This is a genomic window from Pseudomonas sp. GW821-FHT05H12, assembly GCF_059419385.1.
In genome coordinates this window covers 28,052-49,702 of record NZ_JBWKRS010000043.1, presented here as the reverse complement: position 1 = coordinate 49,702, position 21,651 = coordinate 28,052, and the positions used below count along the sequence as shown (strand labels likewise).

Sequence of the window (21,651 nt, the reverse complement as noted above, 5' to 3'; positions counted from 1 at the left end):
GGCAGGACGCCGGGTTAGCCGTCCTGGGCCAGGGATGGCCCATGACGGCGGCCCACGGATTCAAGCCGGAGTGAGGGCATGCCGAGCCTAAGCGAGGCACCGAGTGTTGGGGCAAGAGCGTTTTGCTTACTTTTGCGCTGTTCAAAAGTGAGCCGCCGTAAGGGCGGAACCATAAGTAGCCGTTACTGCAGTAATGGATAAGCCCCCGATCAAACCACCCGAGCCATATGCTCCCCAATCCTCCCCCGCAACCACCGCTCCGCCGGGTCGTTGTCATGCACCCCACTCCACACCATCGACAACTCCGCCGCATCAATCGCAAACGGCGGATCCTCCGCCCGCAACGTCGTCCCCTCCGTCAACGCACACGCCGCGTAATCCGGCACCGTCGCAATGATCTGCGTCCCCGCCAACAACGCCCGCAAGCCACTGAACTGCGGCACCGCCAACACCACTCGCCGCGACCGGCCAATGCGCGCCAAATCAAGGTCGATATTGCCGCTCAAATCCCCCGAAAACGACACCATCGCATGGGGCCGCGAACAGTAGTCGTCCAACGTCAGCGGCTGCACCCCGTCATCCCCGCGCAGCACCTTGCACGGTATATCCCGCAATTTCTTGCGCTTGGCATTCGCCGGCAGTTCGGTGGTGTAGCTCACCCCCACCGAAATCTCGCCACTGGCCAGCAACGACGACATCAGCAGGTAATTGGCCCGGCGCACCACCACGATGATCCCCGGGGCCTCTTCACGAAGTTGGCTGAGCAACGGCGGGAACAGGCCAAATTCGGCGTCATCGGACAGGCCAATGCGAAACACCGCACAGCTGGTAGAAGGGTCGAAATCCTTGGCGCGGCTGACCGCGCCCGAAATGGTGTCCATGGCCGGTTGCAGCTCCTTGAGTATCGCCACGGCGCGTGGCGTGGGCTCCATGCCCCGCCCGTTGCGCAGCAGCAACGGGTCGTCGAACAAATCCCGCAAACGCCCCAGTGCCGCACTCACGGCAGGCTGGCCCATGAACAGCTTTTCGGCCACCCGGGTCAGGTTCTTTTCGAACATCAGCGCTTCGAAAATCACCAGCAGGTTCATGTCGACGCGGCGCAGGTCGTTACGGTTCATGGCGTGTATCCAAACGGTTGGCAAGCCGCCAGATAAGCACGCCCGTCGGCGCCGCGATTGCACGTCTGTGCTGTCTTTTCCGGCCCTGGACCTGGCGAAATTAACAACGATTAACTCGTCAGCCAGACGGTCCGGCAACAAGATTGACCACGTCTACACTGCATCCATTCACCGGGAACGCTCCCATCGACTGCGGATACTCGTCATGGCCCGACTCGAGCACTGTGCTCCCCGCTTATCCGCCACCGGCGGCCTCTGCCCCCGGCGCGAGCGGATTGCCAAACAACTGATCCTCGCCAACCTCGGTGAAAGCCTGGCCATCGCTGACCTGGCCCAGGCCTGTGCGCTGTCGCGCAGCCATTTTTCCCGCGCGTTCAAGTGCACCACCGGGCTGTCGCCCCAGGAGTGGATACGCCAACAGCGCATCCAACGGGCCAAGGAGCTGATCACCGGCTCCGCCCTGAGCCTGACGCAAATCAGCCTGGAATGCGGGTTTTGCGACCAGGCGCACTTCTGCCACATGTTCACCCGCAGCGAAGGCGTCAACCCGATGACCTGGCGAAACCACCAATTACGCCACAAGCCCCAAGTGATCGCGGCCTAGTGGTCTGCACCCGCGTGGCATATGCTGCCCAGACCCTTTTTCCAGAGCACGGCCACCCATGAGTGACCACTGCGACCAGGCCGTGCATTTCGGCCCCTACCGCGTCCACCCGCACCAACGCCTGGTGCTGGAGGCCGGTCGCCCGCTGCGTTTGGGGCGGCGCGCAGTCGACATCCTGCTGGTGCTGCTGGAAAACGCCGGCAATGTGGTGAGCAAGCAAGCACTGATCGCCCGGGTCTGGCCCAAAAGTGTGGTGGAGGACGGCAACCTGCGCGTGCACATGGCGGCGTTGCGCAAGGCACTGGGCGATGGCCAGGCCGGGCAGCGCTATATCGTCACGGTGGCGCAGCGTGGCTACAGTTTTGTTGCACCACTGAGCATCGAACCGATGACACCGCCCACCGACGGCGCCCCCCAACGCGCGTGCCACAACCTGCCGCTGCGCCACACCCGCATGATCGGCCGCCAGGCGTTGATCGACACGCTGGTGCAGCAACTGCCCCAGCAACGCTTCATCACCCTGACCGGCCCCGGGGGCATCGGCAAGACCACCGTCGCGTTGCGCGTGGCGGAACTGCTGATCGGGCATTACCGCGACGGCATCCGCCTGCTGGACCTGGCACCGCTCAGCGCACCGTCGATGATCCTGCCCAACCTCGCCGCCCTGCTCGACCTGACGTGCGCCGAGCATGAGCCCCTCGCCGCCTTTGCCCATCAACTGCGCGACCGCCAGCTACTGCTGGTGATCGACAACTGCGAACACCTGCTCGATGACATCGCGCTGATCAGCGAAACCCTGCTGCGTCACGCCCCTCACCTGCACATCCTCACCACCAGCCGCGAGGCCTTGCGGGCCGAAGGCGAATGCGTGCAACGCCTGGAACCCCTCGCCTGCCCGCCCGCCACCGGCAACCGCGCCCAGGCGTTGGGCTACCCGGCGTTGCAGTTGCTGATCGAGCGGGCCATGTCCCACCAGGACAGCTTTGAACTGAGCGAAGCCGAGCTGCCGTTGGCGATTGATATCTGCCAGCGCCTGGACGGCATTCCCCTGGCCATTGAACTGGTTGCCGCCCAGATCGAACGCTTCGGCCTGCCGGGGCTGCTGGTGCAGATGGAAGACAACTTCCGCCTGCTCACCCGTGGCCGGCGCAGCGCCCTGCCCCGTCAGCAAACCCTGCGCGCCACGCTGGACTGGAGCTTTGACCTGCTCACCCCTTGCGAGCAGATCTGCCTGCGTCGCCTGGCGGTGTTTCGCGGCGGCTTCAGCCTAGCCAGCGCCGCCGCCGTGATTGCCGGGGAGCAGATCGCGCCCAGCGAGGTACTGGGGTCGATCACCCAATTGGTCGCCAAGTCCCTGCTCAACGTGGAAGCCGGCGATGACGAAATGGTCTACCGCTTGCTGGACATCACCCGCACCTACGCCCTGGAACAACTCAGCGTGGCCGATGAACTCCAGGCCACCCGTGAACGCCATGCCGAACGCTGCCTGGCGTTGATGAACCAGGCCCAGGAAGACTGGGAGCTGATCGCCACCCAAACCTGGATCGATCGCTATGCGCCGCTGCGTGAAGACATCCGCGCCGCCCTCGATTGGGGCCTGGGCGACCAGGGCACGCACCTGCTGGGCATTCGCCTGACGGTCGGCGCCATGCCGCTGTGGCAAGAGTTGTCGCTGCTGCGCGAACACGGCCTGTACGTGGGCAAGGCCCTGGCACGGCTCAAACAGTCGAACGCGCCGAGCCAGCGCCTGCACATGTTGCTGCAACTGGCCCTGGGCAGTTTTTCCTATCACACCCAGGGAGGCACACCGCAGACCATTGCCGCCTTTGCCTGCGCACGGCGCCTGGCCGAAGGCGGCAAGGACCTGGCCGGCCAGTTGCGTGCAGTGTCGGGGCACATGGCGGTCAACCTGTGCTGCGGCAACTACCGTGAGGCGTTGGCGCAAAGCCTGCACTTTGATCAACTCGGCCCGCAGACCGAACCGCTGTTGGCCCTCAGCGCCCAGCGCCTGCGGGTGCTGGCGCAGCATTTCGCCGGCAACCAGGCGCTGGCGCTGCACAACGCCGAGCAGGTGATCCAGCGCATGGCCCACAGCGGCCACCTCAACCGGTTTACCCATGGTTTCGGCGTGCAGTACGACCAGAGCGTGGCGTCCTTGACCATCCTGGCGCGTACCCTGTGGCTGCGCGGTTTTCCAGAGCGCGCCTGGCGCACGGCCAGCCAAGCCCTGGAACTGGCGTTGCAGATCAACCACGGCACGTCGATCTGCTACACCCTGGCGCTGGCCGGTGTGGTGATCGCTCGCTACAACGGCGACACCCCGGCAGCACAGGCGTTACTGGAGCTGTTGTTGCAACAATCCCAAAAACACTCGGTGCAGTTGTTTCATACCTGGGCCCAGCACTACGCGGGCACGGCGCAACACGCATCGCTGCAAGGCCTGGGATTGGTCGAAGACCTCCTGCTGACCTTCCAGGCCAGCGAAGCCAGTGACACCGCGTTTGAGCGCGCCCGAAACGGTGCGGCCGGTTGGTGTACCCCAGAGATTCTGCGAGTCCGGGCTGAAGGCATGGCGGACGCCCGTGGGGCCGAAGCACTGCTGCTGGAGGCTATGGGCCTGGCCCATCAGCAAGGCGCGCTGGCCTGGGAATTACGCAGTGCCACGTCACTGGCGCGGTTGTGGAAAAGCCAGGGCCGTTTGCGCGTCGCCCGCGAACTGGTGGGTTCGGTCTATGGGCAATTCACCGAAGGGTTTGCCACCCATGACCTAACTCGCGCACGCCGCCTGCTCGACGAGCTGCAAGACAAACGGCCGGCCTGAAAACGGCCCCAGGTAATGCCCATAGCCTTGTTGCAGGCGCGCCACTTGCTCGGGGTTGCGCAACTGCGCCAGGGCGTAGCTGCGCACACTGTTGAGCAGGCGGTAGCGCGTAGGCCCGGGGCCGGGTTCCACGGTCAGCAAAGAAGTACCCGCCAGGCGCCCCAGCAAGTAAGACAAGTCGGCATGCTCCAGCTCGGTGCCGGCGACCAGTCGGCTCAAGGCCGGCAACGTCACCGCCATCTTGAACAGCGCCATCTGCAGGAACAGCCAACGCTCCGGCAAGCTCAGGCGCTCGTACGTCCAATCCAGCGCGGCCGTGAAGGACTGGTGCCGCTCAACCGCCGTGCGGCGGCCACGGGTCAGCACCTGCAAGCCTTGCTGCAATTGTGCGTGTACGCCGTGCACACCCAGGGCACTCACCTGGGCGGCCGCCAATTCGAGGGCCAGCGGGATGCCATCAAGGCGCCGGCAGATATCGCGCAGCGGGGCCAGTTCCTGCGGTCGCAGGGCAAAGCCTTGTTGCGCGGCGCGTACGCGTGCAACGAACACCTGCACCGCCGGGTAAGCCATGGCCTGCTCGACACTGGCCCACGCCGAGGGCGCCGGCACAGCCAGGCGCGGTACGGGTTGCACCCATTCGCCCGGCACCTGCAAAGCTTCGCGGCTGCTCAACACCACGCTGACCTGAGGCGCCTTATCCCGCAGGGCACGCACCAGGTGACGGCAGGCACCGAGCAACAAATCCGCACCGTCGAGCACCAGCAACAGCTGGCGCGTCGCGAGCTGCTGGCACAGGTCGGTGGCGCTGCCACAGGGTTGCAGGTGCAGGGCGCTGGCCAGGTGGCGCAGCATCTGGGTGGGCGCGTCGACTGTCGCCAGGTCCACCCACCAGACGCCGTCGCGGTATCGCGGCAAGACCCGTTCGGCCAGGGCCAGCGCCAGGGTGCTCTTGCCCACTCCCGCGCAACCGGTGAGGGTCATCAAGCGTTGCCCCGACAGGCGCCGTGCCAGCGTTCCCAGCAACTCGTCACGACCGATCACCGGGCTGAGCCGCGCCATCAGGTTATGCCGAGGCGCCGCCGCGGGCAGCACGTCTTGCTGCGGCGCTGCAAAGCAGTAGCCGCGTTGCGGTTCGTTAAGGATATAGGGGTGGCCAGTCAAGGCCCGGCGCAAGGCCGCGATGTGCACCCGCAGGTTGTTTTCTTCCACCACGCTGCTCGGCCAGACCCGGGCAATCAGCGTCTGCTTGCTGACAAATTGGCCTGGCGCCTCCAGCAGCACCGCAAGAATGTCCACCGCACGCCCACCCAATGGCACCGGCCAGCCGGCCTTGCTGACCAAGCGTTGCTGAGGATGAAAGATGTAGGGGCCGAAGCTCACCGTGTGAGGATTATTCATCTATGTAAAAGCGCTGGAACGCCCGGCCTTGGGCGGCTGCGCATCCTTTTCCGTGGGCCTGTGGCTATCTTGCCAGCCTGTCGTGACAGGACAATGCTGGCAGGGGGAGCGACACGGACATTCGGGTGCCCCAGACGGACATCCTGTCGTTAACTGAACTGTTGTCGGTACTGGGTGGGGTTCAGGCCGAGCTTGTCACTGAACAGAAAGCGCATGTAGCGCACGCTGCCAAAGCCTGCGTGAAACGCCACGGTCTTGAGCGGCAGGTCGGTGGTTTCCAGCAGGTGCCGGGCGCGGTCGATACGCGCACCTTGCAGGAAGGCCATGGGCGTCATTTGCACTTCCTTGGTGAACATCCGCGCAAAGTGGCGTGGGCTCATGCCGGCCAGTGCGGCCATCGACTCAATGGTGAACGGCTGGTCCAACTGCGCCAGCACCTGGTTCTGCACCCGGGTGATCGCGCTTTCATGGGGTGCCACGGCGGCGGTCATCGGGCTGAACTGGGCCTGGCCACCCTGGCGTTTCATCACCACCAGCAGCACTTTGGCCACCTCCACCGCCACCGCCTTGCCGTGGTCCTGGGCGACGATGGACAGCGCCAGGTCGATGCCGGCCGTGACGCCACCCGACGTGATCAGCCGACCGTCCTGCAGGTAGATGCGATCGGTCTCGACGATCGCCTTGGGGAACGCCTTGATCAGGCGCTCGGTGTAGTGCCAGTGGGTGGTCACGCGGTGCCCGTCGAGCAAACCGGCATGCCCGAGCACAAAGGCGCCGGTGCAGATCGAACCGAAGCGCCGGGCCCGGGGTGCGGCGGCTTTCAACCAGGGCAGCAACGCCGGGTGGCATTCGTTGTAGGCGCCGGGGCCACCGGGGATCAGCAGGAGGTCATAGTCATCAGCCGCCTGCTCGAGCAGCAGGTCGGGCTGCACGCTCACACCGTTGGAGGCACGCAGCGGCCCGGGCTCGATGCCGAGGGTGAGGATCTGGTAGTGGTCGGACTGCGGCAGGTAGCGGTTGGCAATGGAAAACACTTCGAGCGGGCCGGCCATGTCGAGCAGGAGGAAGTCGGGAAAAAGCGCCATGGCCACGGTTTTCATAGAGAGCAAGGTCCGTCGATAAGGGAAGCGGCGGACATTATGGCATGCCTTTTACTGTCAACTTTAGAGAGACAGTTATTCAGCTTTCAGCTTCTTAATGAATTTATCGGTAACTATTAACCTTCTTCTCAACGCAAGCGACCTGCACTTCGCAGACCCCGCTCACTTGAGGACAAGACCATGCTGACCCTTCGCAAAGCTTCCGAACGCGGCGCCGCCAATCACGGTTGGTTGAAGTCGTTCCACACCTTCTCGTTCGCCAACTACTGGAACCCCAGCGAGCAGGGTTTTTCCGACCTGCTGGTGATCAACGATGACCGCGTGGCGGCCGGCAAAGGCTTCGGCCAGCACCCGCACCGCGACATGGAGATCTTCTCCTATGTGCTTGAAGGCGCCCTGGAACACAAGGACACCCTGGGCACCGGTTCGGTGATCCGCCCGGGCGACGTGCAACTGATGAGCGCCGGCAGCGGCGTGGCACACAGCGAGTTCAACCACAGCCAAAGCCGTGGCGTGCACTTCCTGCAGATCTGGATCGTGCCGAACGTGGCCGGCGCAGAACCGCGCTACCAACAGGAGCACTTCAGCGAAGCGCAAAAACGCGGGCGCTTGCAATTGATCATCTCGCCGGATGGCGCCGAGGGGTCGCTGCATGTTCGCCAGGATGCGCGGGTGTATGCCGGGCTGTTCAACGGCAGCGAAACCGCGAGCCTGGACCTGGCGCCGGACCGCCATGTGTACATCCATGTGGCCCGGGGCAGCGTCGAGGTCAACGGCCAGCGCTTGCAGGAAGGTGACGGCGCCCGTGTACGGGATGAACGCCAGATCCGCCTCGGCGGCGGCGCGGATGCCGAAGTGCTGGTGTTCGACCTGCGCCCGCAAGAACTGCCGCAGATGCCATGACGTGCACCACGATGGCCCACTGAAACGGGCCATCGCTGGCGTCGATAGTCACCATCAGCGCAATGAAGTTCTCTTAAAAAATCCAACGCGTACCATTAAATCCATACCCAGCAGCAACCTACTTAAACACTCGGAGCACACAACCATGAAACGCCAAATCCTGCTTAGCCTCGCTTTCTCGGTACTCGCCGCCAACGCTTTTGCTCACCCTGTTGTCGCTGAAGGCGGCGCAGATCGCCTGATGGACAGCCGCGTTGCCGAGGGTGGTGCCGACCGCCTGCAAGGTAACCGCGTTGCCGAAGGCGGTTCTGATCGCTTGCTGGAACGTCGTGTCGCTGAAGGCGGTGCTGATCGCCTGCAAGAACGTGGCCTGGCCGAAGGCGGTGCTGATCGCCTGCAAGAACGTGGCCTGGCTGAAGGCGGTGCTGATCGTCTGCAGGAGCGTGGCCTGGCTGAAGGTGGTTCTGATCGTCTGCACAGCAACAACGCATAACCCTCGCTGTAGGCGAGGCACCCCAAACCGGCCTGATCAGCCGGTTTTTTTTCGCCTTTGATTAATGCAGGTCGCGGTCAATCCACAACACGGCCTTGCCGATCTGCTGCCGCGCCTCGATACGTGCGTGCACCTGCTGTACCGTTTCCAGGCTGTAATGCCCTTCGATGTCCACACTGAGCGAACCTTCCAGCATCGCCGCAAACACCGCATTGGCACGCCGTTGCACGGTGGCGCCGTCGGCCATGTGGTCGGCCAGCCGTGGGCGGGTCAGGAACAAGGAACCCGCTTCACCCAGTTCAATCGGGTCCAGATCGGTCAGTGAGCCCGAGACGTTGCCGTAATTGACGATCAACCCACGGGTGCGGCAGGCACGGAAACTGTCACGCAGGGTGGTTTTGCCCACCGAGTCGAACACCACGTCCACGCCTTGGCCCGCTGTGGCGTCCACCACCCGGTCGGCAAAGCCGTCATAGGTCCAGGCCTGGTGGGCGCCGCGCTGAAGCGCTATCGCACATTTTTCGGCGGTGCTGCCAGTGGTGAACACGGTCGCGCCCAAACGGTTGGCCATTTGCACGAGCAATTGCCCGATGCTGCCGGACGCAGCATGAATCAGGCAAGTGTCGCCGGCCTGCAAACGCGCCACGTCATCAATCAGGTAGTGAGCCGTACAGCCCTGGAACATCGCGGCAGCCGCCTGATCGAACGTGATTTCGCTGGGAATCTGCGCCACTTTGTCGGCCGGGATATTGGCGTATTCGGCATACGCGCCCCAGGCAATGCACCACGCCACCCGGTCGCCCACGGCCATGTGGCTCACACCGGCGCCCACTTCCACCACCACGCCGGCACCTTCCATGCCCAAGGTGCACGGCAGGCGCACCGGGTAGGTCACCGACTGGGCGTATTTGCCCTGGCGCGTATGAATGTCCATGAAGTTGATTCCGGCGCAGGCAACTTTGATCAGCACATGCCCCGGGGTGACCTCGGGCTTGGGAACATCGTGGCGCAACTGGGCGACTTCAGGGCCGCCATAGGCTTGCAGGGTGATGGCTTTCATCGGGCAACAACTCCGTTTGCTCTGGGAAGCGGCCATGGTAAAAGGAGCCTATCAGTAGGAAAATTCCCCAATCCCTCCCAGCCTCTGTGCGGAAATACCCCGATGTTCGACTGGCAAGACCTGTATTACTTCACCGTGTTGGCGCGTACCCAATCGCTGTCGGCGGCCGCCCGCGAGCTGCAGGTGGAACACGCCACCGTGGGGCGCCGGGTCGATGCACTGGAAAAAGCCCTGGGCGTAAAACTGGTGGACCGCCTGCCCCGCAGCCGCCCGCTCACGGCACAAGGCCTGGCGTTGGCCGAACTGGCGGCGGGCATGGACGCAATGGCGACCGACGTGATGCGCCTGTCGCGGGTCGCTTCCATCGAGATGGCCGGCACGGTACGGGTCAGTTGCCCGCCGTCCATCGCCAACCACTGCATCGCACCTCATGTAGCGCGATTGCGCGCGCAGTACCCACAGCTGAATCTGGTGCTGATGCCCTCTACCCAACTGGCTGCGTTGGACAAAGGCGAGGCGGATATCGCCCTGCGCACCGTGCGTCCCGATGAAGACGCGCTGGTACGGCGCAAGGTCGGCGTGGTGCGCTTCGGGTTGTACGGCGCTGCCGAATTAGCGCAACAGCCTTCCGCTCAATGGGTGTTCATCGCCTACGACAGCAGCCGTGACCACTTGCCCCAACAGGCCTGGATGCACCAACTGCGCGGCCAGCGCCCCATCGTGTTTGCCGCCAGCGAACTGGTCACCCAGCAAATGGCGGCCCGCGCCCAAGTAGGCGCGGTAGTGCTACCGACCCTGGTGGGCGACCACGACCCACTGCTGACCCGCTTGCCCACCGCCACCGACGGCCCGATGCGGGACATCTGGCTCACCGTGTACCCGGACATGCGCCGCTCGCCCTTGGTGAAAGTGGTGATGGAGTTTCTGGTGGCGTGCATCGAAGGTGAAGCGCAGTTGCGCCGTTAAAAAATTCGACCGCAAGCCGCAGAGTTCCAAGCCGGTACAGGCCCCCTAGACTCCGCTCATCTGCCCACCGATGAGCGTCAAGGCCATGCACACCCCCCAAGACAACGCCCCCGCGCACGACTGGAGCCGTATCGCACGTGAGCTCGAGGCCCACGGAAACGCGGTGCTGCCCGCGCTGCTGACAGCCCAACAGTGCGAGGCGCTCGCCGCGCTCTATGCGCAAGAAGCCGGTTATCGCTCGCGGGTGGTGATGGCGCGGCATGGGTTCGGGCGCGGCGAGTACAAATACTTTGCCTACCCCTTGCCGCCGCTGCTTGATCACCTGCGGCACGCGCTCTACACAGGTCTCGCCCCGATTGCCAATGCCTGGAACCTCCAATTCGACCTCGACGTGCAGTACCCAAGTGAGCTGAACGAGTTCCTGCGCCACTGCCATGCCGCAGGCCAGGCCCGCCCTACCCCATTGATCCTCAAGTATGGCGCCGGTGACTACAACTGCCTGCATCAGGACCTCTATGGCGAGCACGTTTTCCCGCTCCAGGTGGCGATTCTGTTATCGGAACCCGGACGGGATTTCGTCGGCGGCGAGTTCGTCATGACCGAGCGTTCATCCCAGGGCCAGCGCGCCGAAGTCATCCCGCTGCGTCAGGGTGACGGGCTTGTGTTTACCGTCAATCAGCGGCCAGTCGTGGGCCCGCGCGGTCTCCGTAAAGTCGCCATGCGCCACGGTGTGAGCCGCATCCGCAGTGGCCAGCGCCATGCCGTCGGCCTGATTTTTCATGACGCGAGGTGAACATGAGTCCGTCTGAGTTCGATGCTGCACTTGATCAATTGGATTGGGCCGACCTCCACCGCCAACTCGATAGCGAAGGCTACGCCGTGCTGCCTGGGTTGTTGAGCCCAGCCGGCATCGACTCACTGGCCGGGCACCTCACCGCGCAGGACCTGTTTGCGCAATGGCGTTATTTCGAGACAGACCTGCCCGCCCCGCTGGCCGAGTGGCGCACGGCGCTCTACCGGCGCCTGGTGCCGGTCGCCGACCGCTGGAACGAAACCCTGGCCATCGACGCGCGCTACCCGGCTACGCTGGATGAGTTTCTGAGGCAAAACCACGACGCCGGCCAGACCCGAGGGCAGTCCCACCTATGCCGGTTACGTGTGCATGACCAGGTGCCCCTGCATCAACGCAATGCCGGGGTCCATGTGTTTCCCCTGCAACTGGTGGCGCTGCTGTCCGAGCCGGGGACGGACTTCCAAGGCGGTGAGCTGGTGATGACCGAACAGCGTCCGCGCCTGCAATCGCGGCCGATGGTGGTGCCGCTCAAACGCGGCGATGTGGCGATCATCGCCACGGCGGTGCGCCCGTTCAGAGGCAGCCGGGGTTACTACCGTGTGAACCTCAAGCACGCCATCAGCCGCGTGCGCGGTGGCGAACGCGTGGGGTTGGAAGTGCTGTTCCATGATGCGCCTGATGCCCAGGAGGGTGGCCGATGAAGACGTTCACCTTGCTCGGGGTAACGGGCAAACCTTACGCCAGCCTTGTACCGGGCACCTGCGCCGGGCATCGCGGCAGCCGGATCTACGGCCGCCTGGACTGCAGCGCCGCACGGCGCGCAATCGCCAACGGTGGTTATGTGAAACACCGCGTGTTCTTTGCCGACGAGCCCACCGCCATTGCCGCCGGCTACAGGCCTTGTGCGGTGTGCATGCCCGAGCACTACGCGATTTGGAATTCCACAAAAAAGGTGATGCATGAAGCTTTCTGACGGTGTTCGGCTACTGGTACTGGCGGCGATCTGGGGCGCCAGTTTTCTGTTCATGCGCATCGCCGCGCCGGTGTTGGGCGCCTTGCCCACGGCGTTTTTCCGCGTGCTGCTGGGGGCCATCGGGCTGGCGGTGATTGTCACCGTGCTGCGCACCCGCATCGCCTTTGACGGCAAACTCAAACCCACCCTGGTGTTGGGCGTGATCAATTCCGGCGTGCCGTTCCTGATGTACGGCGTGGCGGCCACGTTGCTGCCGGCGGGCTACTCGGCGATCTTCAACGCCACCACCCCGCTGATGGGGGTGATGATGGGCGCGCTGTTTTTCAGCGACCCGCTGACGCCGAAAAAAGCCGCCGGGGTGGTGATTGGCCTGATGGGCATCACCCTGCTGACCACCACCGGGCCGGTCACCCTTTCGGTCGCCGTGGTGATTGGCGCGTTGGCGTGCCTGGTCGCCACCGGGTGCTACGGCGTTGCAGGGTTTTTGACGCGCCGCTGGATCGCCGACAAGGGCGGGCTGGACGCCAAGCTCGTGGCCTTTGGCAGCCAGATCGGCGCGACGTTGTTCCTGCTGCCGTTCTTTGGTGTTTCAGCCGTGCTCAACCCGCCGAACAGCTGGGGCAACCCGACGGTCTGGGCAGCGTTGGGGGTGGTGGGGTTTGTGTGCACCGCGTATGCGTACATCCTGTACTTTCGCCTGATCGCCGATATCGGAGCGGTTCGTTCATTGACGGTGACCTTCCTGATCCCACCGTTCGGCGTGCTGTGGGGGGTGTTGTTCCTGGGTGAGCACCTGTCTATCGCGCACCTCTATGGCGGCGGCCTCATCTGCCTGGCCGTGTGGTTTGTGCTCAGCGAAAGCCGGCCCAAATCAGCCGCCTGACCCTTCGCGGGGATTGTGGCAGCGGGCGGTTGTAGTGAGCGGGTTTACCCCGCGCGGCGTAATAAGCCCCACCGCCTATATTCCCGGGAAACCTGCGGTGTTCGTGGCGGCGCGGGCGCGGGGCGAGCCCGCTCACTACAAGGTGAGAAAGCGCTTTAAGCTCAGATCGAAAGAGTATTTATCGATTGGTTTTTAGAACTTTATGCTTGGCGCCATTCCATTGAAGATCGAGCGCGCCATGTCTATTCGTCGTCCCCTCGCCGTTGTCATCGGGCTTCTGGCTTTTTCCGTGGCGGTCAGCGCCGAGGCCCAGGAGACCGTGCGTATCGGGTACCAGAAATCGTCCACCCTGATTACCCTGCTCAAAACCCAGGGCACCCTGGAAAAAGCCCTCAAGGCCGACAACATCGACGTGTCCTGGCACGAGTTCCCCAGCGGCCTGCCGCTGCTGGAGGCACTCAACGTCGGCAACGTCGACATCAGCGCCGACGTGGCTGACACCGTGCCGATCTTCGCCCAGGCGGCCCAGGCCAAACTCACCTATTTCGCCCAGGAAGCGCCTTCGCCCTCGGCCCAGGCCATCGTGGTGCGCAAGGACTCGCCGATCCAGCAACTGGCCGATCTCAAAGGCAAGAAAGTCGCCGTCACCAAAGCCGCTGGCACCCACTACCTGTTGATTGCCGCGCTGGCCAAAGCCGGGCTGGCCTTCTCGGATATCGAACCGGCCTACCTGACACCGGCCGATGGCCGCGCCGCGTTCGAGAACAATAAGGTCGATGCCTGGGTCACCTGGGAACCCTTCCTCACAGGCGTGCAGCGCCAACTGCCCACCCGCACCCTCGCGGATGGCGCGGGTCTGGCCAGTTACAAGCGCTATTACCTGACGGGCACGTCCTACGCCAAGGCCCACCCCGAGGTCCTGAAGGTGGTGTACGAACAATTGGAAAAAGCCGGCCAATGGGTGAAAACCCACCCGCAAGACGCCGCCAAGGTGCTGGGCCCGCTGTGGGGCAACCTGGATGTGGCCACCGTTGAAGCCGCCAACGCGCACCGCAGCTATCAGGTGCAACCGGTGACGCTCGATCAGTTGGGCGAACAGCAGAAGATTGCCGATGCGTTCTTCAAGGCCGGCTTGCTGCCCAAGGCTGTGGATGCCAAGGACGTACAGACCTGGAAGCCATGAACATCTACATCTGGCAACCCGATCACCTGTAGGAGCCGGCTTGCCGGCGATTGCGGTGGATCAGGCTGGCCGCTATCGCCGGCAAGCCGGCGCCTACAGGGTTGATGTTTGGGTGTTAGAGAAGGGTGCGCGCCAGAGCCTTTTTCCATTCGGCGTAACGCCCTGCCATCGCCGGATCCGCCTGCGGCTCGAAGCGCTCACGCTGACGCTCCAACTGGCTTAACGCTTCGTCACTCGCCCAAATCCCCAACGCCCTGCCCGCCAGGTGCGCCGCACCCAATGCCGAGACTTCCGGCGACAGGCTGCGCACCACCGGACGTTGCAGCAGGTCGGCCAGGAACTGCATCAGCCAGCGATTGCGTGTCGCGCCGCCGTCGACCCACAGCTCTTTCAACGGGCTGCCGATGTCCTGCTGCATCGCCTCAAACACATCACGAATCTGATAGCCGATGGACTCCAGCGAGGCGCGCAAAATATGCGCGCCCGAAGTGGCCTCGCTCAGGCCACAGATCAAGCCACGGGCGTCGGCTTGCCAGTGCGGTGCCCCCAACCCGGACAGCGCCGGCACAAAGTACACGCCGCCGTTATCCGGCAATTGCGCGGCCTGCTCGGTCAACGCGTCCAGCGACTCACCGGCGACCAGCCGCGAGGCCCACTGCACGGCGGCGCCGGTATGCACGATGTTGCCTTCCATGCCGAACGTCGCCGCGCGGCCGTCATGCCAGGCCAAGGTGGTGGAAAGCCCATGGGTGGACGCAATAGGCCCGCCCATCGGTGTCATCAACGACGAGCCCGTGCCGAGGGTGGCCTTGACCAACCCGGGGGCGAAACCACCCTGCCCGTACAGCGCCGCATGGGAGTCGCCAATCATCGACATCACCGGGATACCCGCAGGCAAGCCGCCCAGCGCGACGGTTTCGGCGAAGAAACCCGCACTCGGCCGGATCGGCGCCAACGCCGCAGCAGGAATCGCGAACAGCGCCAACAGCTCCGGGTCCCAGGTGCCGGTGTGCAGGTTGAACAGTTGCGTGCGCGCGGCGTTGGAATAGTCGGTGGCGAACACCTGACCCCCGCTGAGCTTCCACAACAACCAACTGTCGACGGTGCCCAGGCAGATTTCACCGGCAGCCGCACGTGCATGCCCGTTGTCCAGGTGGTCGAGGATCCAGCGAAATTTGCCAGCGGAAAACATCGGGTCGAGGGCCAGCCCGGTCTTTTCCAGGATTCGTGCTTCATTCCCCTGCTCATGCAACTGTGCGCACAACGCCGTGGAGCGCCGGCATTGCCAGCTGATGCACGGCGACAATGGCTCACCGCTGCGCCGGTCCCAGGCCACCACCGACTCGCGCTGGTTGCTGATGGCCAATGCGGTGATCGGCCGATCCACCTGGGCCAGGCATTCTTCAATCGCGGCCAGGGTGTGCAGCCAGATCAACAACGGGTCCTGCTCGGAAAACCCGGGCTGGGGGTGGTTGATGCTCAAGGGCCGCGAACCCCGGGCAATCACCTGCCCGAGTTCGTTGACCAGCACCGCCTTGGCGTTACTGGTGCCTTCATCTATCGCCAGGATCAGCGGAGTGTGGTTTGTCATGGGTTCACCGCAACCGAGTGGCAGCCGCCACAATCCCAGCCGCGTCGATGTTATGCAAGGCGCGGGTCGGTTCGCGGGCGCCGGCCGCGGCGTATTCTCCGTCGCCGATGCCCAGGCGGACTAGTGCGACACCCAGCCCGGCTTCGGCCAGCACTTCGGCGACCAGGCTGCCAACGCCGCCATTGATGTTGTGTTCTTCGACGGTAATCACTGCGCGCGTGGCGCTCAGTGCACTGAGCAAGGCGTCACGCTGCAACGGGCGGATCGACGACAGGTTGATCACCTGCGCCTGGATGCCCTGCTCGGCCAGCAAGGCCGCCGCGTCCACCGCTTCGTGTGCCACGGAGCCCAACGCAACGATGCTCACGTCCGCCCCCTGGCGCAGGATGTCCACTTGGCCGGGCACGAATCGATAGTCGGCGCCGTGCACCTCGGGCAAGGCTTTACCGTCGAGCCGCACATACACCGGGCCTTTATAGCGCAGTGCGTAATCGATGATCTGCCGGCACTCCAACGCGTCGGCCGGGGCGAAGATCTGCACATTGCCAAACCCGCGCATCACCGAAATATCGTCAAGGCTGTGGTGGGTGCTGGCCAATGGGCCATAACTGGCGCCCGCGTTCAGGCCGAACATCTTGACGTTGGCTTGGTTGTAGCAGACGTCCACCTTGATCTGTTCGTTGGCGCGGGAAATCAGGAACGGCGCGGCATTGCAGGTGGCCGCGATCTTGCCACCCAACGCCAGCCCAGCCGCCACGCTGACCAGGGACTGCTCGGCAATGCCGACGTTGATCAACCGCTCGGGGAAGCGCTGGGCAAACGGGCCGATCTTGGCTGTGGAGGTGGAGTCACTGACCACCGGCACCACGTCCAGGCCGGCATCGACTGCCGCGATAAACGCCTCCACCATGACGCTCGCCAAGTGTTCACTTGCCATGATTCAACTCCTCCAGTGCTGCGTTGATTTCGTCACCCTTGGGCACGCGATGGTGCCATTCGGGACGCGCTTCGATAAACGACACGCCCTTGCCCTTGATGGTGTGGGCGATCAGCACCTGGGGTGAGCCGGTGTGGGCTTGCATGGTTTCGAGGGTCTCGATCAGTTGGCCAACGTCATTGCCGTCGCACTCGCTGACGGTGAAACCGAAGGCCGCCCATTTCACGTCCAACGGGTCCAGCGGCATGATCTCGGCGGTCAGCCCGGCCAGTTGCAGTTTGTTCTTGTCGACGATCACAAACAGGTTATCCAGCCCGTACTTGGCCGCCGCCATCGCCGCTTCCCAGTTGGAGCCTTCAGCCAGTTCGCCGTCGCCGGTCAGCACGTAGATGCGCTTTTTACTGCCCGACAGCTTCGCCGCCAACGCCAGCCCTACCGCCACGGGCAAGCCGTGGCCAAGGGCGCCGGTGTTGAGTTCGATGCCCGGGGTTTTCTGCCGCACCGGGTGGCCGGGCAAGTGGGAATTGAAGTGCTGGTAGGTCGGCAACCAATCGGTGGGGATGTAGCCGGCCTGCGCCAGGCAGCAATACAAACCGCCCACGCCATGGCCTTTGCTCTGGATGTAGATATCGCGCTCGGGGTCTTCGGTGCGCTCGGGGCCGGTGTTGAGGATGCGGAAATACAGGGTGGCGAGGATGTCGGTTTCCGACAGGTCCGCCCCGGTGTGGCCGCCTGCCGGGGAGTCGGCATTCAAGCGGATCACGTGGCGCCGGATCAAACGGGCCTGTTCTTTGATCTGGTGGGCGTCGTACTGGAAGGCATTCATGCAGCGGCTCCTTTGAGGCTGACCACGCGGGGTGAAAGCGTCCACGGCTGTTTTGAATATTTATTCAGCAGTGACAATATATTTCTATTTAGACGCCGATCCCGCAGCAGGTCAAGTGAGCGAACGGCGGAAAAATGAAATAAAACCCGGAAATGCCCCTCGGACAGACGGCTAAAATCCCACGCGCGCTTATCTATCCCGTGGCTTTGCGCCCGGCAAAAACGGCGGTCTAGAGGCATGCATGAAAAATTAAGCGCTTGACTTTGCCACGGTGTCACTGGAATCTGAATTAACAGTCAGGCGCGCATAAATATTCACGCTGCCTGAATGAACTCCAAAAAAAATAAGTCAGGAGAACAATGTGGACGCCAAAGCCTCTGTCCATCACCCGGCCGATCTCAAGCCGACCCGCCGTCCCCGGCTGGTGAAACTGCTTCCCAGCAACATCGGTGGCCCGCTGATCGGCCTTGTGCTGCTGGTGCTGGTCTTCTCCTTCAGTTCCGAATTCTTCTTCTCGTTGCGCAATGGCCTGAACATCCTCGATCAAGTCACCGTGCTGGGCATCCTGGCGATTGGCATGACGGCGGTGATCGTGATCGGCGGCATCGATCTGTCGGTCGGCTCGGTGCTGGCGTTCTCGATGATGATGCTGGGCTGGTTGTACCAGGACCAGGCCATGCCCCTGGGCTTTGCAATTCCGATCTCGATCGCCAGCGGCATGCTCGCCGGGCTGGTCTCCGGTGGGCTGATTACCTACGCCAAGCTGCCGCCGTTCATTGCCACGCTGACCATGATGTCGGTGGCCAGGGGCCTGGCGAACATCCTCACCGAAGGCCGGCAGATCGTCGGCTACCCGGACTGGTTCACCAGCCTGGCCACGGTGCGGCACTTCGGGTTCCTGTCGGCCACTGTCGGCTTGTTTCTGGTGATGCTGGTGGTGGCCTGGGTGTTCCTGCGCTTTCGTGCCGGTGGCCGCAACCTCTATGCCATGGGCGGCAGCCCCGAAGTGGCGCGCCTGTCCGGCATCAAGGTGCGTGCGATCACCCTGTGGGTCTATGCCATCAGCGGTGCCCTGGCCGGTATCGCCGCCGTCACCCTCGCCGCCCGCCTCGACTCGTCCCAACCCAGCGCCGGCCTGAGCCTGGAACTGGACGCCATCGCCGCCGTGGTGATTGGCGGTGCCAGCCTCAGCGGTGGCGTGGGCAGCATCAGCGGCACGCTGGTCGGCGTGCTGATCATTGGCGTGTTGCGCAATGGCCTGAACCTGCTCGGCGTCTCGCCCTTCATTCAACAAGTGGTGATCGGCGTGGTCATCGCCCTCGCCGTGACCATCGACACCCTGCGACGCCGCTCCAGCACCGCCCGATAAACCTGTTCGACAGTTGACACCCTCCAACAATAAAACCAGGAGTCACCGACATGTTCAGCCCCAAGAAACTGCTTATCGCCACCGCACTCGCGGCCGCCACCCTCACCGCAGCCGGCACCACCTGGGCCAAGGACCTGACCATCGGCCTGGCCGTGGCCAACCTGCAGGCCGACTTCTTCAACCAGATCAAGCAATCGGTGGAAGCCGAGGGCAAGGCCAAGGGGATCAAGGTGATCACCGTGGACGCCCAGGGCAACTCGTCCACCCAGGTCAGCCAGATTGAAGACCTGATCACCCGCCAGATCGACGTGTTGATCTACATCCCGGCCGGCGCCACCGCAGCCGGTGTGCCCGTCAAAGCCGCCAAGGCCGCCGGCATCCCGGTGATTGCCGTGGACCGCAACGCACCCGATGCCCCGGGTGACACCTTTATCGCCAGCGACAGCGTGGCCGGGGCCAAGACCCTCGCCGAATACGTGGGCAAGATCACCGACGGCAAAGGCCGCATCGCCATCCTGCAAGGCCAGTTGGGCACCACGCCTGAAATAGACCGGGCCAAAGGTTTCGAAGAAGGCTTGAAAGCCTTCCCGGACCTCAAGGTGGTCGCCCAGCAACCGGCCGAATGGGCCCAGGACAAAGGCTTCGCCGTGGCCCAGGACCTGCTCCAGCGTGACCCGAACATCAGCGTGTTCTTCGGCCGTGCCGATGCCATGGCCCTCGGTGCCGCGCAGGCGGTGAAGGTCGGCAACCTCGATCACAAAGTCGTGGTGGTGGGTTTCGACGGCGACGTCGCCGGGCTCAAGGCCGTGGAAAGTGGCGTGCTGAATGCGACCATGACCCAGCAGACCCAGAAGATGGGGCGCCTGGCCGTGGCGTCGGCCATCGACCTGAAGGCCGGTAAAGCCGTGCCCAAGGAACAACTGCTGCCGACCGTACTGACCACCAAAGAAAACGTCGCGCCGTTCCTGCAACAGCACCCGTAAACCTCGGAGGTCGTCATGAGAGCAGCCGCTCTGGATACCACCGCTGAGGCGGTGCTGTGCCTGCGCAATATCAGCAAGGCCTATGGGCCGGTGCAGGTGCTGTCCCAGGTCAACGTGGACATTCGCCCCGGCGAAGTGCTGGCCTTGCTCGGCGAGAACGGCGCGGGCAAGTCGACCTTGTCGTCGATCATCGCGGGCCTGGTGCAACCCGAAGCCGGGGGCAGCATGACCTGGCTCGGCGAGCCCTACGCCCCCGGCTCGCCGGGGGCCGCGTTGAGCGCCGGTATCGGCCTGATCCACCAGGAAATCCGCCTGCTGCCGCAATTGTCGATCGCCGAGAACATCTTCGTCGGCCGCCTGCCCATGCGTCACGGGCGGGTCGACCGCGACTACATCGAAGCCCAGGCGCAGATCCAGTTGGAGCGCCTGGGGCTCAAGGTGCCGGCGTCGCGCAAGGTCGAAGGCCTGAGCGTGGCGGCCCAGCAGCTGGTGGAAATCGCCAAGGCGCTGACCCTCAAGGCGCGGCTGCTGATCCTCGACGAACCCACGGCCGCCCTGGGCAGTGAAGAAACCGAGCTGTTGTTCCAGCAGGTGGAGCGGCTCAAGGCTGAAGGCGTGTCGTTCATCTATATCAGCCATCGCCTGGAAGAAATCGCGCGCATCGCCGACCGTGTGCTGGTGCTGCGTGACGGTCGCCAGATCGCCCTGCACGCCACGGCCCAAGTGCCGGTGCGCGAACTGGTGGAACAAATGGTCGGGCGCAGCCTGGAGCGGATTTTCCCGACGTTGCAGGCGCCTAAGGAACAGGTGATGTTGCAGGTCAAAGACCTGAGTTGTCGTGAGTTTGCGCTGCACGGCATCGATTTCAGTGTGCGCGCCGGCGAAGTGTTTGGCATTGCCGGTGTGGTCGGCGCCGGGCGGACCGAACTGGTGCGCACCATTGCCGGCGCGGCCCAGGACATCAAGGGGCATATGGTGCTGGATGGCGAGATTCGCCAGTTGCGCTCGCCCTTCGAGGCAATCCAGGCCGGTGTGGTGCTGGTGCCCGAAGACCGCAAGCAGCAAGGCGTGGTGGTGGAACATCGCATCGAAGACAACCTGATCTATGGCAACACCGACCTGCTGGACAAACGCGGTTGGGTACTGCCTGCCCCGCTGCGCGAATTCGCGCGCACGGCGGTGGCAAGGCTAGGCGTGAAAGGTGCGCCGCAGTCGCGGATTTCCAGTTTGTCGGGCGGCAACCAGCAGAAGGTGATCATTGCCAAGTGGCTGGCGCGCAACCCCAAGGTGTTCATCCTCGACGAGCCCACCCGCGGCATCGACGTGGGCGCACGGGCGGCGATCTATGAAGTGATCGCAGACCTGGCAGCCAAGGGCATGGCGGTGATTGTGGTGAGTTCGGACCTGGACGAAGTGCTGGGCCTGTCCCACCGGGTGATGGTGATGAGCCGGGGCCGGCAGATGGGAATATTGGAGCGCGGCGAGGCCACACCGGTTTCGGTGATGGAAATGGCCACGGCCTAGTGCCCTACCCTCGCAAACAATGAAGATCCAATGTGGGAGCTGGCTTGCCTGCGATAGCGGAGGGTCAGCCAATGCAAATGTGACTGAGCTACCGCCATCGCAGGCAAGCCAGCTCCCACAGGGGTT

20 protein-coding genes are annotated in these 21,651 nt (G+C 63.8%); 13 read left to right on the top strand and 7 right to left on the bottom strand.

Going from position 1 to position 21,651, the window contains the following annotated elements:
* Nucleotides 1–209 precede the first annotated feature (209 nt).
* Entirely contained in the window at nucleotides 210–1,118 is a 909-nt protein-coding gene (locus AC07SU_RS27270; RefSeq protein ID WP_176999024.1) for a LysR family transcriptional regulator, read from the bottom strand.
* A gap of 205 nt (nucleotides 1,119–1,323) precedes the next feature.
* On the opposite strand from AC07SU_RS27270, the gene AC07SU_RS27265 reads away from it, so the two are divergent.
* Nucleotides 1,324–1,722 (top strand): helix-turn-helix domain-containing protein, encoded by a 399-nt coding sequence (locus AC07SU_RS27265; RefSeq protein WP_176999023.1) that lies wholly within the window; start codon nucleotides 1,324–1,326, stop codon nucleotides 1,720–1,722.
* 58 nt (nucleotides 1,723–1,780) lie between these two features.
* A complete protein-coding gene (locus AC07SU_RS27260; protein WP_494998815.1) occupies nucleotides 1,781–4,543 on the top strand; it encodes an ATP-binding protein in 2,763 nt (920 codons plus the stop codon).
* Here the strand turns inward: AC07SU_RS27260 and AC07SU_RS27255 are convergent.
* Nucleotides 4,490–5,941: an ATP-binding protein gene (locus AC07SU_RS27255; RefSeq protein ID WP_494998814.1), complete on the bottom strand. Its 1,452-nt coding sequence runs from the start codon at nucleotides 5,939–5,941 to the stop codon at nucleotides 4,490–4,492. The two genes, AC07SU_RS27260 and AC07SU_RS27255, sit on opposite strands and share 54 nt — an antisense overlap.
* Before the next feature lie 149 nt (nucleotides 5,942–6,090).
* Nucleotides 6,091–7,041: a GlxA family transcriptional regulator gene (locus AC07SU_RS27250; protein WP_494998813.1), complete on the bottom strand. Its 951-nt coding sequence runs from the start codon at nucleotides 7,039–7,041 to the stop codon at nucleotides 6,091–6,093.
* Between the two features lie 180 nt (nucleotides 7,042–7,221).
* Between AC07SU_RS27250 and AC07SU_RS27245 the strand changes: the two genes are divergently transcribed.
* On the top strand, nucleotides 7,222–7,944 hold the full coding sequence (locus AC07SU_RS27245; protein WP_494998812.1) for a pirin family protein: 723 nt from the start codon (nucleotides 7,222–7,224) through the stop codon (nucleotides 7,942–7,944).
* A 145-nt stretch (nucleotides 7,945–8,089) separates the two neighbouring features.
* Nucleotides 8,090–8,437, top strand: coding sequence for a hypothetical protein (locus AC07SU_RS27240; RefSeq protein ID WP_494998811.1), 348 nt, complete (start codon nucleotides 8,090–8,092; stop codon nucleotides 8,435–8,437).
* Between the two features lie 61 nt (nucleotides 8,438–8,498).
* Here the strand turns inward: AC07SU_RS27240 and AC07SU_RS27235 are convergent, their stop codons facing one another.
* Nucleotides 8,499–9,497 (bottom strand): quinone oxidoreductase family protein, encoded by a 999-nt coding sequence (locus tag AC07SU_RS27235; protein WP_494998810.1) that lies wholly within the window; start codon nucleotides 9,495–9,497, stop codon nucleotides 8,499–8,501.
* Between the two features lie 102 nt (nucleotides 9,498–9,599).
* Here AC07SU_RS27235 and AC07SU_RS27230 point away from each other — a divergent pair, with 102 nt between their 5' ends.
* From AC07SU_RS27230 to AC07SU_RS27205, 6 genes are all read left to right on the top strand, one after another.
* Entirely contained in the window at nucleotides 9,600–10,463 is an 864-nt protein-coding gene (locus AC07SU_RS27230) for a LysR family transcriptional regulator (RefSeq protein ID WP_494998809.1), read from the top strand.
* Between the two features lie 85 nt (nucleotides 10,464–10,548).
* The gene (locus tag AC07SU_RS27225) at nucleotides 10,549–11,256 is read left to right on the top strand and encodes a 2OG-Fe(II) oxygenase (RefSeq protein WP_494998808.1); all 708 of its coding nucleotides are present in this window, start codon (nucleotides 10,549–10,551) and stop codon (nucleotides 11,254–11,256) included.
* Between the two features lie 2 nt (nucleotides 11,257–11,258).
* On the top strand, nucleotides 11,259–11,957 hold the full coding sequence (locus tag AC07SU_RS27220) for a 2OG-Fe(II) oxygenase (protein WP_494998807.1): 699 nt from the start codon (nucleotides 11,259–11,261) through the stop codon (nucleotides 11,955–11,957).
* Nucleotides 11,954–12,229, top strand: coding sequence for an Ada metal-binding domain-containing protein (locus AC07SU_RS27215; RefSeq protein ID WP_494998806.1), 276 nt, complete (start codon nucleotides 11,954–11,956; stop codon nucleotides 12,227–12,229). Before AC07SU_RS27220 ends, AC07SU_RS27215 begins: the two co-directional genes overlap by 4 nt.
* Nucleotides 12,216–13,112: a DMT family transporter gene (locus tag AC07SU_RS27210; protein WP_494998805.1), complete on the top strand. Its 897-nt coding sequence runs from the start codon at nucleotides 12,216–12,218 to the stop codon at nucleotides 13,110–13,112. Before AC07SU_RS27215 ends, AC07SU_RS27210 begins: the two co-directional genes overlap by 14 nt.
* A 238-nt stretch (nucleotides 13,113–13,350) precedes the next feature.
* Nucleotides 13,351–14,295 carry an aliphatic sulfonate ABC transporter substrate-binding protein gene (locus tag AC07SU_RS27205; protein ID WP_494998804.1) on the top strand — a complete coding sequence of 315 codons (945 nt, stop codon included), beginning with the start codon at nucleotides 13,351–13,353 and terminating at the stop codon, nucleotides 14,293–14,295.
* Between the two features lie 115 nt (nucleotides 14,296–14,410).
* On the opposite strand, the gene AC07SU_RS27200 is transcribed toward AC07SU_RS27205, so the two are convergent.
* The 3 genes from AC07SU_RS27200 to AC07SU_RS27190 are packed head-to-tail and all read right to left on the bottom strand — an operon-like array spanning nucleotide 14,411 to nucleotide 17,649.
* Complete coding sequence (locus AC07SU_RS27200; protein WP_494998803.1) at nucleotides 14,411–15,886, bottom strand: FGGY family carbohydrate kinase; 1,476 nt, start codon at nucleotides 15,884–15,886, stop codon at nucleotides 14,411–14,413.
* A gap of 4 nt (nucleotides 15,887–15,890) precedes the next feature.
* A complete protein-coding gene (locus AC07SU_RS27195) occupies nucleotides 15,891–16,823 on the bottom strand; it encodes a transketolase family protein (protein ID WP_494998802.1) in 933 nt (310 codons plus the stop codon).
* Nucleotides 16,813–17,649 (bottom strand): transketolase, encoded by an 837-nt coding sequence (locus AC07SU_RS27190; protein ID WP_494998801.1) that lies wholly within the window; start codon nucleotides 17,647–17,649, stop codon nucleotides 16,813–16,815. Before AC07SU_RS27190 ends, AC07SU_RS27195 begins: the two co-directional genes overlap by 11 nt.
* 361 nt (nucleotides 17,650–18,010) lie before the next feature.
* Here AC07SU_RS27190 and AC07SU_RS27185 point away from each other — a divergent pair, with 361 nt between their 5' ends.
* From AC07SU_RS27185 to AC07SU_RS27175, 3 genes are read left to right on the top strand one after another with little or no spacing between them, the layout of a single operon-like run.
* On the top strand, nucleotides 18,011–19,018 hold the full coding sequence (locus tag AC07SU_RS27185; RefSeq protein ID WP_494998800.1) for an ABC transporter permease: 1,008 nt from the start codon (nucleotides 18,011–18,013) through the stop codon (nucleotides 19,016–19,018).
* Nucleotides 19,019–19,068: 50 nt separating this feature from the next.
* A complete protein-coding gene (locus tag AC07SU_RS27180; protein ID WP_176999006.1) occupies nucleotides 19,069–20,001 on the top strand; it encodes a sugar ABC transporter substrate-binding protein in 933 nt (310 codons plus the stop codon).
* 15 nt (nucleotides 20,002–20,016) lie between these two features.
* Nucleotides 20,017–21,525 (top strand): sugar ABC transporter ATP-binding protein, encoded by a 1,509-nt coding sequence (locus AC07SU_RS27175; protein ID WP_494998799.1) that lies wholly within the window; start codon nucleotides 20,017–20,019, stop codon nucleotides 21,523–21,525.
* Nucleotides 21,526–21,651 lie beyond the last annotated feature (126 nt).